Annotated in this window: 11 protein-coding genes; 6 read left to right on the forward strand and 5 right to left on the reverse strand. The window is 67.6% G+C overall.

Annotation, left to right across the window (positions count from 1 at the left end; genetic code table 11):
- Nucleotides 1–18: 18 nt before the first annotated feature.
- On the reverse strand, nt 19–1,335 hold the full coding sequence (gene lplT / locus ACVN9Z_RS13595) for a lysophospholipid transporter LplT (RefSeq protein WP_054484616.1): 1,317 nt from the start codon (nt 1,333–1,335) through the stop codon (nt 19–21).
- 312 nt (nt 1,336–1,647) lie between these two features.
- Between lplT and smc the strand changes: the two genes are divergently transcribed.
- Genes smc through ligA form a run of 3 tightly spaced genes read left to right on the forward strand, consistent with a single transcriptional unit; the run spans nt 1,648 to nt 8,391 of the window.
- On the forward strand, nt 1,648–5,181 hold the full coding sequence (smc, locus tag ACVN9Z_RS13600) for a chromosome segregation protein SMC (protein ID WP_458213470.1): 3,534 nt from the start codon (nt 1,648–1,650) through the stop codon (nt 5,179–5,181).
- A 46-nt stretch (nt 5,182–5,227) separates the two neighbouring features.
- A complete protein-coding gene (locus ACVN9Z_RS13605; protein WP_026382595.1) occupies nt 5,228–6,292 on the forward strand; it encodes a cell division protein ZipA C-terminal FtsZ-binding domain-containing protein in 1,065 nt (354 codons plus the stop codon).
- Nucleotides 6,292–8,391 (forward strand): NAD-dependent DNA ligase LigA, encoded by a 2,100-nt coding sequence (ligA, locus tag ACVN9Z_RS13610; RefSeq protein ID WP_053514646.1) that lies wholly within the window; start codon nt 6,292–6,294, stop codon nt 8,389–8,391. Before ACVN9Z_RS13605 ends, ligA begins: the two co-directional genes overlap by 1 nt.
- Before the next feature lie 197 nt (nt 8,392–8,588).
- On the opposite strand, the gene ACVN9Z_RS13615 is transcribed toward ligA, so the two are convergent.
- From ACVN9Z_RS13615 to msrB, 4 genes are all read right to left on the reverse strand, one after another.
- A complete protein-coding gene (locus tag ACVN9Z_RS13615) occupies nt 8,589–9,365 on the reverse strand; it encodes a peptidylprolyl isomerase (protein ID WP_006389239.1) in 777 nt (258 codons plus the stop codon).
- A gap of 17 nt (nt 9,366–9,382) precedes the next feature.
- Nucleotides 9,383–9,652, reverse strand: coding sequence for a BolA family protein (locus ACVN9Z_RS13620; protein WP_006389240.1), 270 nt, complete (start codon nt 9,650–9,652; stop codon nt 9,383–9,385).
- 76 nt (nt 9,653–9,728) lie between these two features.
- Nucleotides 9,729–10,295 carry a septation protein A gene (locus tag ACVN9Z_RS13625; protein WP_054496691.1) on the reverse strand — a complete coding sequence of 189 codons (567 nt, stop codon included), beginning with the start codon at nt 10,293–10,295 and terminating at the stop codon, nt 9,729–9,731.
- The gene (gene msrB / locus ACVN9Z_RS13630) at nt 10,292–10,690 is read right to left on the reverse strand and encodes a peptide-methionine (R)-S-oxide reductase MsrB (RefSeq protein ID WP_006389242.1); all 399 of its coding nucleotides are present in this window, start codon (nt 10,688–10,690) and stop codon (nt 10,292–10,294) included. Before msrB ends, ACVN9Z_RS13625 begins: the two co-directional genes overlap by 4 nt.
- 52 nt (nt 10,691–10,742) lie before the next feature.
- On the opposite strand from msrB, the gene ACVN9Z_RS13635 reads away from it, so the two are divergent.
- Genes ACVN9Z_RS13635 through ACVN9Z_RS13645 form a run of 3 tightly spaced genes read left to right on the forward strand, consistent with a single transcriptional unit; the run spans nt 10,743 to nt 12,624 of the window.
- Nucleotides 10,743–11,420: an energy-coupling factor ABC transporter ATP-binding protein gene (locus tag ACVN9Z_RS13635; RefSeq protein ID WP_024068089.1), complete on the forward strand. Its 678-nt coding sequence runs from the start codon at nt 10,743–10,745 to the stop codon at nt 11,418–11,420.
- Nucleotides 11,417–12,013 carry an energy-coupling factor transporter transmembrane component T family protein gene (locus tag ACVN9Z_RS13640; RefSeq protein ID WP_020924724.1) on the forward strand — a complete coding sequence of 199 codons (597 nt, stop codon included), beginning with the start codon at nt 11,417–11,419 and terminating at the stop codon, nt 12,011–12,013. Before ACVN9Z_RS13635 ends, ACVN9Z_RS13640 begins: the two co-directional genes overlap by 4 nt.
- 53 nt (nt 12,014–12,066) lie before the next feature.
- Nucleotides 12,067–12,624, forward strand: a complete 558-nt coding sequence (locus tag ACVN9Z_RS13645) for a biotin transporter BioY (protein WP_020924723.1) — start codon at nt 12,067–12,069, stop codon at nt 12,622–12,624.
- Nucleotides 12,625–12,824 lie beyond the last annotated feature (200 nt).

Below are 12,824 nucleotides of genomic sequence, written 5' to 3' on the forward strand. Positions count from 1 at the left end.
GGCCCGCCGCGATGATGATCAGCGCGCGTGCGGGTCGAGCGCGTGGCCGTGGCCTTCCTGGCCGATCTGGTCATGCAGCTCGGGGTTGGCCGCCAGGTTGCGCCGGCTCCAGCGCATGAACACCACCATCAGCACGGCCACCACGGTGCCGAAGATCACGATGATGATGTTGATCGGCAGTTGCAGCCACAGCAGCAGGGTGTACATGGCCACCATCAGCAGGATGTTGAGCTGCTCGTTGAAGTTCTGCACCGCGATCGAATGGCCGGCCGACAGCAGCACATGGCCGCGGTGTTGCAGCAGGGCGTTCATGGGCACCACGAAAAAGCCCGCCAGCCCGCCGGTGATCAGCAGCAGCAGGTAGACGCTCCAGGGCGAATAGACCAGCGGCATCAGCAGCACCACCAGCCCCATGGCCGCGCCCACCGGCAGCACCGCCAGGGCGCGCCGCAGCGGAATGCGGCCGGCCAGGATCGAACCCACCACCGTGCCCAGGGCGGCCACGCCCATCAGCATCGAGGCCTTGTCCAGCTGGTAGCCCAGGTGGCTGCGGCCCCATTCGATGACGATCAGTTGCAGCGTCGCGCCGGCGCCCCAGAACAGGGTGGTGACGGCCAGGGAAATCTGCCCCAGCTTGTCCTTCCAGAGCACGCGGACGTAGCCCCAGAAGGTGCGCATCAGCTTGACCGGGTTCTTCTGCTGCGGCGGATAGCGCACGTGGGTCGGCGGAATCAGCAAATTGCACAGCGCCGCCAGCAGGTAGACGAAGGCGATGACCAGGATGGCCGCCTCGGCCGGCGTGTGGACCAGCTTGCCGATGAAGGAATGTTGCAGCAGCGCGGTCGATACCGTGGTCGAGATCAGCAGGCCGCCCAGCACCGTGCCCAGGATGATGGAGAAGACGGTAAGGCCTTCGATCCAGCTGTTGCCCTTGACCAGCATGGTGGGGGGCAGCATTTCGGTGACGATGCCGTATTTGGCGGGGGAGTAGGCCGCCGCGCCGATGCCCACCACGCCGTAGGCGGCGCAGACCAGGTAGGTCTGGTATTCAGGGGCGACGCCGATGCTGGCGTACGAGAACATGAGCAGACAGCCGGCCACCTTCAGGGCGTTGGTGGAGAACATCACGCGGCCCTTGGGGTAGGAGTCGGCGATGGCGCCGACGAAGGCCGCCAGTACCACGTAGGCCAGCGCGAAGGACCATTTCATGATCGGGGCCAGCCAGTCCGGGCCGTGCAGTTCCTGTATCAGGGCGATCGCGGCGATGAATAGCGCGTTGTCCGCCAATGACGAGAAGGCCTGCGCGGCCATGACCAGATAGAAACCTCGTTTCAAGAATGTCCCCGTACTTTGACCTGAGCCCGGTCGGTCTGCGTGAAAATTATGCGTCTTGCGAAAAAGTGTCAGCGAGTATAGCCCGTGGCGCAGGTAGGGCTATTCAGCGTTTGCCCGCGGGTTGCGGCAGGTCAGGCGGCGCGCGGCAAGGGGGAGGGCAGTCCCCGGCTTGACCGTTGTTCACGTTTGGGGACAGACTGCCTGCGGTATCATACGACCCATCCGCGAGCCGGCCCTCCAGGGGCCGGTTTGCAATGTGTGCGGCAGGTCCGTTAACGCCTTTCGTTCAACCCACCCCGTCGTCATCGTACTGTGCGTCTTACTCAGCTCAAACTCGCCGGCTTCAAGTCCTTCGTCGATCCCACCGTGATTCCCGTGCCCAGCCAGCTGGTGGGCGTGGTGGGCCCCAATGGCTGCGGCAAATCGAACATCATCGATGCGGTGCGCTGGGTGCTGGGCGAGGCCAAGGCCTCGGAACTGCGCGGCGAGTCCATGCAGGACGTCATCTTCAACGGCTCGGGCAACCGCAAGCCGGCGGCCCGGGCCTCGGTCGAAATGGTGTTCGACAACAGCGAAGGCCGCGCCGCCGGGCAATGGAGCACCTACGCCGAAATCGCCGTGCGCCGCGTGCTGACGCGCGACGGCACCAGCAGCTACTTCGTCAACAACCAGCAGGTCCGCCGCCGCGACATCCACGACATCTTCCTGGGCACCGGCCTGGGCGCGCGCGGCTACGCCATCATCGGCCAGGGCATGATCAACCGACTGATCGAGGCGCGCCCCGAGGAACTGCGGGTGTTCCTGGAAGAAGCCGCCGGCGTGTCGCGCTACAAGGAGCGCCGCCGCGAGACCGAAAACCGCCTGTCCGACACGCGCGAGAACCTGACCCGCGTCGAAGACATCCTGCGCGAACTGAACAGCCAGCTGGAAAAGCTGGAAGCCCAGGCCGAGGTCGCCACCCGCTACCGCGAACTGCAGGCAGACGGCGAAAAGAAACAGCATGCGCTGTGGTTCCTGAAGGAAACCGGCGCGCGCGAAGAGCGCGCCAAGAAGGCCCAGGAAATGGCCCAGGCCCAGAACGAGCTGGAAGCCGCCATCGCCGGCCTGCGCGCCGGCGAGGCCGCGCTCGAATCCCGGCGCCAGGCCCATTACGCCGCCAGCGACGCGGTCCACACCGCCCAGGGCGCGCTGTACGAGGCCAACGCCCAGGTCAGCCGCCTCGAGGCCGAGATCCGCCACGTGGTGGATTCCCGCAACCGCCTGCAGGCGCGGCGCGACCAGCTGCAGCAGCAGATCGCCGAATGGAACAGCCAGCGCGAGCACTGCGCCGAGCAGATCGTCCAGGCCGAAGAAGACCTGGCCGCCGGCGCCGCCCGCACCGAAGAGGCGCGCGCCGCCGCCGAGGACGCCCAGGCCGCGCTGCCGTCGGTCGAGCAGCGCGTGCGCGAAGCCGCCTCCGGCCGCGACGAGATGCGCGCCGCCCTGGCCCGCGTGGAACAGAACCTGGCCCTGGTGGCGCAGACCCAGCGCGATGCCGACCGCCAGATGCAGGCCCTGGAGCAGCGCCGCGAGCGCCTGCAACAGGAACTGCGCGAATTGCACAGCCCCGATCCGGTGCGCCTGGAGCAACTGGCCGGCGATCGCGTCGCCGGCGAGGAACAGCTCGAGGAGGCCCAGGCGGAACTGGCCACCCTGGAAGGCAAGGTGCCGGACGCCGACGCCGAGCGCAGCCGCGCCCAGGCCGCCGCCCAGACCGATGCGCAGAACCTGGCCCGCCTGGAAGCCCGCCTGTCGGCCCTGGTGAAGCTGCAGGAAGACGTGCAGAAGCAGGGCGCCCTGGAACCCTGGCTGGCAAAGCACGAGCTGGCCGGTCTGTCGCGCCTGTGGCAGAAGCTGCACATCGAGCCGGGCTGGGAAACCGCCCTGGAAGCCGCCCTGCGCGAACGCATGGCGTCCCTTGAAGTGCGCAGCCTGGACTGGGCTCGCGCCTTTTCCGACGACGCGCCGCCCGCCCGCCTGGCCTTCTACCAATTGCCCCCCGCGGCGCCCGCCCCGGCGGCGCCCGCGGGCCTGACGCCGCTGGCCAGCCTGCTGCGCATCACCGACCCCGACCTGCGCACGCTGCTCAACGACTGGCTGGCCGGCATCTATACCGCCACCGACCTGGCCCAGGCCCTGGCCACCCGCGCCACGCTGCCGGCCGGCGCCGCCTGCGTGGTCAAGGCCGGCCACCTGGTGGATGCGCACAGCGTGCGCTTCTACGCCCCGGATTCCGAACAGGCCGGCCTGCTGGCGCGCCAGCAGGAGATCGAAAACCTGCAACGCGAGATCAAGGCGCAACAACTGATCGCCGACCAGGCCCGCGCCGCTGTCGCCCGCGCCGAAGTGGCCTGGCAACAGGTGAGCCAGGCGATCGCGCCGGCGCGCCAGCGGGTCGCCGAAGTGACCCGCCGGGTGCACGACATCCAGCTGGAACACTCGCGCCTGCAGCAGCAGGCCGAGCAGTCCGGCCAGCACGCCGCGCGCTTGCGCCAGGATCTCGAAGAGATCGCGGCCCACGAAGAAGACCTGCGCGCCACCCGCGAAGAGGCCGAGGCCCGCTTCGAGGCGCTCGACGAGGAGCTGGCCGAACACCAGTCCCGTTTCGCCGACGCCGAAATGGATGGCGAAACCCTGGCCGCCCAGGCCGAGGCCGCCCGCGCCCGCCTGCGCGAACTCGAGCGCGCCGCCCAGGAAGCCGAGTTCGCCGAGCGCGGCATCCAGGTCCGCATCACCGACCTGCAACGCAACCAGCAGCTGGCGGCCGACCAGAGCCAGCGCGGCAGCGTCGAACTCGAACAATTGCTGGCTGACCTGGTCGACCTGGACGCCTCGGCCTCCCAGGCCGGCCTGCAGGACGCCCTGGAAGTGCGCGCCGAGCGCGAAGAGGCGCTGTCGCGCGCCCGCCAGGAAATGGAAAACCTGGCGGCGCTGCTGCGTGGCGCCGACGAAGACCGGCTGCAACAGGAACGCACGCTCGAGCCGCGCCGCGCCCGCATCACCGAATTGCAGCTGCAGGAACAGGCCGCGCGCCTGGCCGAGGAACAATTCACCGAGCAGCTCAACGCCCGCGAGGTCGACCGCGAGGCCCTGGCCCAGGACTTGGCCAACCAGCCGGACGAATGGCGCCGCGCCAGCTGGCTGCAATCGGAAGTCACCCGCATTTCGCGCCAGATCGAGTCGCTTGGCTCGGTCAACCTGGCCGCGCTGGACGAGCTGAACACGTCGCGCGAGCGCAAGGGCTTCCTGGACGACCAGCACCAGGACCTGATGACCGCCATCGAGACCCTGGAAGACGCGATCCGCAAGATCGACCGCGAAACCCGCGACCTGCTGCAAGAGACCTTCAACGTCGTCAACGGCCACTTCGGCGAACTGTTCCCCAAGCTGTTCGGCGGCGGCGAAGCCAAGCTGACCATGACCGGCGAGGAAATTCTCGATGCCGGCGTTCAGGTGATGGCGCAGCCGCCGGGCAAGCGCAACAGCACCATCCACCTGCTGTCGGGCGGCGAAAAGGCGTTGACCGCCACCGCGCTGGTGTTCGCGCTGTTCAAGCTGAACCCCGCGCCGTTCTGCCTGCTGGACGAGGTGGACGCGCCGCTGGACGACGCCAACACCGAGCGCTACGCCAACCTGGTCGCCAACATGAGCGAGCAGACCCAGTTCCTGTTCATCTCGCACAACAAGATCGCGATGCAGATGGCCAAGCAACTGATCGGCGTCACCATGCAAGAGCAGGGGGTTTCGCGTATCGTTGCGGTAGACATAGATTCGGCCGTCCAGATGATGGCCTCCGAAGCGGCATAAACCCAATATTCAGAATGGCGCCGGCTTCCTGGCGCGGGATTTACACATGAGTGATTTGCAGATCGGGCTGATTGCCCTGGGCGTCTTGCTGATACTGCTGGTGCTGGGCTTCAACTGGTGGCAGGACCGGCGCGTCCGCCGCAAGATGCAAAGCCATTTCCCCACCTCCGAGCAGGATCCGCTGCTGGGGGCGGGCGCCAACGCCGCCACGGGCGCCGCGGCCGTGCGTCGCGAGCCCGGCATGGGCGACGCGCCCAAGGCGCACCCGGAGCAGCCCAGGCCGGTCGATCCGGGCAGCGATGCCGACGATGCCGAGGAACCCGATCCCGCCTGCGAAGTGGTCATCGAGATCAACTTCGCCGAGCCGGTGCGCGGCGCCGACCTGCTCCCCTACATGCAGAGCCTGCGCCAGGTGGGTCGCAAGCCCATGCGCGTGTTCGCCGAAACCGACCAGCGCCGCCATCGCGCCCGTGTCCATGCCGGCGAGTCGTATGCCTCGATGCAACTGGCGGTGCTGCTGGCCAACCGCAGCGGCCCGCTGACCGCCATCGAGTGGTCGCAGGCCTGGGCCCGCGCCCAGGACATGGCTGAACGCTTCGACGCCACCATCGAGGGTCCCGACCAGCAGGCCGTGCTGGAGCAGGCCGCGCGCCTGGACGACACTTGCGCCGCGCTGGATACCCAGGTCGGCCTGACCCTGTTGCTGGGCACCGCCCAGCCGGCCGCCGAGGTGCTCAACGTGGCCCGCGACGCCGGCTTCGTCGCCGATGGCAACCGCCTGGCCTGGCCTGCCGAGAACGGCGTGGCCCGTTTCACGCTGGCGCGCGCCGATGGCGCCGCCTTCGACGCCGGCATGGGGGGCATCGAACGCCTGTACCTGCTGCTGGACGTGCCCTGCAGCCCGGCCGACAGCCGCGCCTTCGGCCGCATGGTGGACGTGGGCCGTGAACTGGCCGCCCGCCTGCGCGCCGACCTGGTCGACGACCAGGGCAAGCCGCTGGCCGACGGTTCGGAAAGCGTCATCGACGAACGCCTGCAAGTGCTGTTCGGCCAGCTCGAGCAGGCCGGCCTGCCCGCCGGCAGCGAGCGCGCCCAGCGGGTGTTTGCATAATGAGCAAGGCCGGAGGGACCCCCGCGGCGGAAACCGCGGCGCGCCTGCGCGCGGAAATCGAGCAGCACAACGTCCGCTATTACGTCTACGACGACCCGTCGATCTCGGATGCCGAATACGACCGCTTGATGCGCGAGCTGCAGGACCTGGAAGCCGCGCATCCCGAACTGGTCACGCCCGAATCGCCCACGCAGCGGGTCGGCGCGGCGCCGGTCTCGGCCTTCGGCAGCGTGCGCCACGCGGTGCCGATGCTGTCGCTGGGCAACGCCTTCGACGAAGAAGACGTGGTGGCGTTCGACCGCCGCGTCACCGATACGCTGCGCGGCGCCGGCCTGCTGGGCCCGGCGCAGCAGGCCGAATACTTCTGTGAACTCAAGCTCGATGGCCTGGCGATCAGCCTGCGCTACGAGGACGGCCGGCTGGTGCAGGCCGCCACCCGTGGCGACGGCCAGACGGGCGAGGACGTCACCTCCAATATCCGCACGATCAAGGCGATCCCGCTGCAGCTGAGCGGCCCGGCGCCCAAGGTGCTGGAGGTGCGCGGCGAAGTGCTGATGAACCGCGCCGATTTCGAGAAACTCAACGCGGCCCAGGCCAAGCGCGACGAGAAGGTCTTCGTCAACCCGCGCAACGCCGCCGCCGGCAGCCTGCGCCAGCTCGACCCGCGCATCACCGCCAAACGGCCGCTGCGCTTTTTCGCCTACGGCTGGGGCGAGGTGCGGGGCCTGCCGGGCACGCAGAGCGGCCTGTTCGACGAAGCGTCGGCCGGCGCGGCGGATGCCTCGACCCTGCCCGAGAAATCGCATGGCGCCATGCTCGACTGGCTGGCGTCGCTGGGCCTGCCGGTCAATGTGAAGCACAACCACCGCGCCACCGGCGCCGAGGGCCTGATGGCGTTCTACGCCAAGGTCGGCGCCCTGCGGCCCGAACTACCCTACGACATCGACGGCGTGGTCTACAAGGTGGATTCGCTGCCGGCGCAGAAACTGCTGGGCTTCGTGGCGCGCGCGCCGCGCTTTGCGCTGGCGCACAAATTCCCGGCCGAGGAAGCCACCACCACGCTGCTGGACATCGAGGTGCAGGTCGGCCGTACCGGCGCCATCACCCCGGTCGCCCGGCTCAAGCCGGTGTTCGTGGGCGGCGTGACCGTCACCAACGCCACGCTGCACAACGAAGACGAGATCCGCCGCAAGGACGTGCGCATCGGTGACACCGTTATCGTGCGTCGCGCCGGCGACGTGATTCCGGAGGTGGTGGGCGCGGTGCTCGAGAAGCGTCCCGCCGACGCGCGCGAGTTCGTCATGCCCAAGGCCTGCCCGGTCTGTGGCTCGGCGATCGAGCGCCTGGAAGACGAAACCATCGCCCGCTGCACCGGCGGGCTGTTCTGTGCCGCGCAGCGCAAACAGACGCTGTGGCACGCGGCCAGCCGCAAGGCGCTCGATATCGAGGGCCTGGGCGAGAAGCTGGTGGAGCAATTGGTGGACAGCGGCCGCGTCAAATCGCTGGCCGACCTGTTCAGCCTGCGCCCGCTCGAACTGGTCGGGCTGGACCGCATGGGCCAGAAGTCGGCCGACAACCTGGTCGAGGCCATCGACAAGGCGCGCGCGCCGGCGTTGGGACGCCTGCTGTTCGCGCTGGGCATCCGCCACGTGGGCGAGACCACGGCGCGCGACGTGGCCCGGCACTTTGGCAGCATCGAGGCCATCATGGACGCCGACGAGGACGCGCTGTCCTCCGTGCCGGACGTGGGGCCGGTGGTGGCGGGTTCGATCCGCCGCTTCTTCGCCGAACAGCACAATCGCGACGTGATCGAGCAGCTCAAGGCCCAGGGCGTGCATGCGGTGGCCGAGGCCGTGCCGCAGGACACCACGCTGGCGGGCAAGACCTTCGTGCTGACCGGCACGCTGCCCAACTGGACGCGCGAGGAAGCCTCCATGCGCATCCAGGCCGCGGGCGGCAAGGTCAGCGGCTCGGTGTCCAAGAAGACCGCCTATCTCGTGGCCGGCGAAGACGCCGGCAGCAAGCTCACCAAGGCCCAGGAACTGGGCGTCACGGTGCTTGACGAGGACGGGCTCAAGGAATTGCTGGGTTCCTCCTGATTAATCCGGGCCGTGTTGCCGGCCCGGCGCCTGGTCCTGTCGAACAGGCCGCCCGCCCTTGGCGCGCGGCCTGTTTCCATTTTCACCGCGCTCGGGGCCGTTCCATCGGGCTTTTGCGGCCGCCCCGCGAGGCGTTCTGCCGGACAAAAAAAAACTGCCCGCGCAAGGCGGGCAGTTTCTGCGGAAAGACGCCAGGTTTACTGGATCTTGGCCTTCTCGCGCAGTTCCTTCTGGTAGTCGGCCAGGGTTTGCTGGCGCAGCATTTCTTCCAGTTGGGTGCGGACCTGGTCCAGCGGCGGGAATTCAACCGGACGGGTGTCGTCGACCATGATGATGTGCCAGCCGAACTGGGTCTGGACCGGCTTGTCGACCAGTTGGCCCTTCTTGAGCTGGGTCACGGCCTGCGCGAACGGCTGGACGTAGTTGGTGGGGGGCGCCCAACCCAGGTCGCCACCCTTTTCGGCGCTGCCGGGGTCCTTCGAGTTCTTCTTGGCCAGGTCGTCGAACTTGCCCTTGTTGCTCTTCAACTGGGCCAGCAGGTCGTTGGCGGTCTTTTCGTCTTCGACCAGGATGTGACGGACCTTGTATTCCATCTTGCCGGCCTGTTCTTTCTTGATCTTCTCGTATTCAGCCGTGACCTTGGCGTCCGACACCGGGTGCTTGGCGAGGTAGTCGGCCATCAGGGCGCGGACCAGGATGCCTTGGCGGGCCAGTTCGATTTCGGTCTGGACGTCGGCCTGCTTGGCGATGCCGCCGGCTTCGGCGGCCTGCACGAAGACCTGGCGGTTGATCATTTCCTGCTTGACCTGTTCGCGCAGCTGGGGAGAATCGGTGGCGCCCTGGCTGACCAGCAGCTTGACGAATTGATCCAGGCTCTTCTGCGGAATGGCCTTGCCATTCACGGTGGCGACGTTCTGGGCGAAAGCGGGCACGGCGATGACGCAGGCGGCGGCCAGCATGACGATGCGTTTCATGAATATCCTTTTACTTTCTATTTGGGAGCCTGGGCGTCGAGCGCAAGCGCATGAATCGGATAGGGGATCAAATCTTGCAGATGATGATACACCAGCCTATGTCGCGCCACGGCGGAGAGTCCCGCAAAGCAAGACGCCACGATGTGGACGCGATAATGGCCGGCGCCGTTTTTACTGCCTTCGTGACCGGCATGTAAATGGGAGTCGTCCTGGATGTCCAGGGAAACCGGTTCCAGGACGGCCAGGCGCTCCCGGATCAGGGTGATGCGGTCGGTGGTCTCTGACATGGCGTCAATCGTAAAAGTTCCGGCGCGCGGGGCGCGCCACGGGAGGGAGGAGGGCGCCAGGCCCGGTCGGGATGCGTCAGGCCTTGGGCGGGGTGTTGGCGCCGTCGTCGGCCTGGATGTGCTTGCCCAGCCAGATGGACTGGCCGATGACGAAGACGATCATCAGGCCCATCAGGCCGAAGGCCTTGAAGCTGACCCACTGGGATTCGGTGAAATGCCCCGAGAACGCCACATAGAGGTTGATGGCGCCGGCGATCAGGAAGAAGCCGGCCCAGATCAGGTTGAGCTTGTCCCAGGCGGCGTCCGGCAGCTGGATCTGCTTTTCCATCAGGCGCCGGATCAGGTTGCGACCGAACAGCAGGCGGGCGAACACCAGGGCGCCGCCGAACAGCCAGTACAGCACCGTCGGTTTCCATTTGATGAAGACGTCGCTGTGCAGCCAGATGGTGGCGCCGCCGAACACCAGGATCACGGTCAGGTTGATCCAGTGCATGGCTTCGGTGGCGCGGCCGGTGGCCTTGAGCCAGACGATCTGCAGCACCGCCGCCGCCATGGCCACGCCGGTCGCCACGAAGATGTCGGTGAACCGGTAGGCCAGAAAGAACAGGAACAGCGGAAAGAGGTCGAACAGGAACTTCTTCATTCTTCTATGGGTTCGAACGTCATCGACAGGGAATTGATGCAGTAGCGCAGGCCGGTGGGCTCGGGGCCGTCGGGGAAGACGTGGCCCAGGTGCGCGTCACAGACGTTGCACAGGACCTCGGTGCGCACCATGCCGTGGGAGGTGTCGCGTTCCTCGCGCACCAGTTCCGGGTCGAGCGCCTGGAAATAGCTGGGCCAGCCACAGCCGGCGTCGAACTTGGTGTCCGACGCGAACAGCGCGGTGCCACAGCCCACGCAGCGGTAGATGCCCGGGGTGAAGGTGTTCCAGTAACGCCCGGTGAATGCGCGTTCGGTACCCTTTTCACGGGTGACGACGTATTCTTCCGGGGACAGCTGGGCCCGCCATTCGGCGTCGGTTTTGCGTACTTTGTCCATATCAGCTCTTGGAGTCCCGATGCCCGAAATGGTTCGGGCATAATCCCGCCCCATGTTAATCGAGTTTGACCAGGCGATTGTATCGACGCCCCAGGCGGAAGTGTTGCGCGGGGTGAGCGCGGCGCTGGACGGGCGCCGGATCGGCATCGTCGGCCCGAACGGCGCCGGCAAGAGCACCCTGGCGCGTCTGGTCAACGGGCTGGTGCTGCCATCCTCGGGCAGCGTGCGGGTCGGCGGCCTGGATACCCGGCATGAATTGAAGGCAGTGCGGCGCCAGGTCGGCTTCGTGTTCCAGAACCCCGAGAACCAGATCGTCTTCCCGATCGTGCGCGAAGACCTGGCGTTCGGCCTCAAACAACTGGAACCCGATCGGGCGCAACGCGAGGCCCGCATCGAGGCGGAGCTGGCGGCCCTGGGCGTGGCGCATCTGGCGGATCGCACCAGCCACACCCTGTCCGGTGGCGAACGCCAGCTGGTGGCGCTGGCCGCGGTGCTGGTGATGCGGCCCGGGCTGGTGGTGTTCGACGAACCCACCACCCAGCTGGACCTGCGCAACCGCAACCGCGTGCGCGACGCCATCGCCGCCATGCCGCAGGACGCCATCGTGGTCAGCCATGACCTGGCACTGCTGGAAGATTTCGAGCGGGTGCTGGTGATCCAGGATGGCGTCATCGCCGCCGACGACACGCCGGCCGCCGCGCTGCGCTGGTACCGGGACCGCTGCGCGTGATCGAGCCCCTATATATTCCCGGCGACTCGCCGCTGCACCGGCTGCCCGCCGGCCTGAAGCTGCTGGCGTTGGCCGCGGCCGGCGCCGGATTGTTCCTGCTGCGCGATCCCGCCATCCTTGCGGGAGCCTGCGCGCTCGCCGGCTTGCTGCTGTGGTGCGCTGGCGCCACGCCAGCCGGCGTCTGGCGCCAGGTGCGCGGCCTGGTCTGGGTGCTGCTGGCCGTCGGCGTCTTCACGGCCTGGTTCCAGGGCTGGCGCGAGGCGTTGGCGGTACTCTTGCGGATCGCCGCGATGGTCGGGCTGGCGCTGGCGGTGACGCTGTCGACCCGCAGTTCAGACCTGATCGCCGTGTGCGAGCGGGTGTTGATGCCGTTGCAGCGCATCGGCCTGCTGGACGCGGGCAAGGTGTCGCTGGCGCTGGCGCTGGCCCTGCGCTTCGTGCCCGAGATCTGGCGCAATTTCCACGAGATCCGCGAAGCCCAGGCGGCGCGCGGACTCGGCGCCAACCCGGTGGCGCTGATCGTGCCGCTGGTGGTGCTCACGCTGAAGCGGGCGCAGGAAGTGGCCGAGGCCATCGACGCGCGCAGCCTGTGACATTCCAACTCCATCCCTGATTCCCTGTCCCTCTAGATAGAAAGGGCATTGCCATGAAATCCAACAACACTGTGCTGGTGGCGCTGTTCGCCGCGCTGATCGTGGTGCTGAGCCTGATTCCGCCGATCCCGCTGCCGGGCATACCGGTGCCGATCACGCTGCAGACGCTGGGCGCCATGCTGGCCGGCGCCATGCTGGGGCCGGGCCGCGGCGCGCTGGCCTGCCTGTTGTACCTGGCGCTGGCGGCCATCGGCCTGCCGGTGCTGCCGGGCGGGCGCGGGGGGCTGGGCGCGTTCTTCGGGCCGACGGGTGGTTTCCTGGTGGGACTGGTGGCCGGCGCTTTCGTCACCGGCTGGCTGGCGCGGCGCCTGGCGGGGCGGGCGGCGGGGTTCGGCGGCCAACTGGCCGGCTGCGCCATCGCCTGCGTGGTCGGCGGCATCGCGGTGGTCTATGCCTTCGGCGTGCCGTGGCTGGCCACGGTCACCAAGATGGGGCTGGCCAAGGCGGCGACGGCGGTGGTGGTGTTCGTGCCCGGCGACCTGATCAAGGCCGCGCTGGCGGCGTGGGTGGCGACGCGGGTCGAGCGGGTCTGGCCGATGCGTGGCCGGTGAGCGCGACGCAGCGATCATGGCCCCAGGGAATCCCCCAACTGACGCCCGTTTGGCTTTCAAGTACAAGTTCGCCATTAACGAATGCGTTTGCTGAAACATGGTTTCCGTAGCACATCAGGGATTTACCGTAGTTGCGCGAAGTCATTTGATACTGTTTTAACCCTATAATATTTTTTTCTGTATAACTTTAACTAGGCTCG

The sequence above is a fragment of the Achromobacter sp. KK8 genome, assembly GCF_054188005.1.